The following is a 574-nucleotide window of genomic DNA, read 5'->3' as shown; positions in this document are numbered from 1 at the left end:
CTCGAAGAACGGCTCATGCAGCAACCCCACCGGCAGCGAACGCTCTGTGGCGTTCACCCCCGCGACCACCGCCACATGACCCGCGGGGGTCACCACCGGGCACTCCGACTCCCATGCCCCCTCGCCGTCCGCGAGTTCCTCCACCAGCGACACGTACGTCGAGAACGCGTCGTCCAGGACGCCCTCCGGGAACAGCGCCTCCACCGCGTCCCAGCTGACCGACAGGCCGCCGGCCACCTCCACCACCTGGCAGTCCAGCGTCACCTGGGGGGTCTGCGAGACGGCGGAGACGACGTGGCCGAGACCGGGCAGCGGGTCGGCGGGCGAGCCGCCGGGCATGTCCTGGCCGAGGACGCTGGTGAACACCACCGGCATGGCGGCGCGCTCGGGGCCGTGGTGCCGGGCGACCTCGCGGAGCAGGCGCACTCCGCCGTAGGCGCGGTGCTCCAGGTCCTGCCACAGCCGGCGCTGGAGGTTCTGGGCGCGGGCGGCGAAGGTGCCGGCGGATTCCGTGTCGACTTCGAGGAGGACGAGGTTGGTGAAGTCACCGATCAGCCGCTCGACATGCGGGTGG

1 pseudogene is annotated in these 574 nt (G+C 72.3%); it reads right to left on the bottom strand.

Annotated features, from left to right (window positions below):
- Positions 1 to 574: pseudogene (locus H0H10_RS02255) on the bottom strand (non-ribosomal peptide synthetase); the annotation flags it as partial.

Origin of the sequence: Streptomyces griseicoloratus (assembly GCF_014534645.1) — a bacterium.
GTDB lineage: Bacteria > Actinomycetota > Actinomycetes > Streptomycetales > Streptomycetaceae > Streptomyces > Streptomyces griseicoloratus.
The sequence above is the reverse complement of the archived record's forward strand: the minus strand, read 5'-3'. Positions and strand labels throughout refer to the sequence as shown.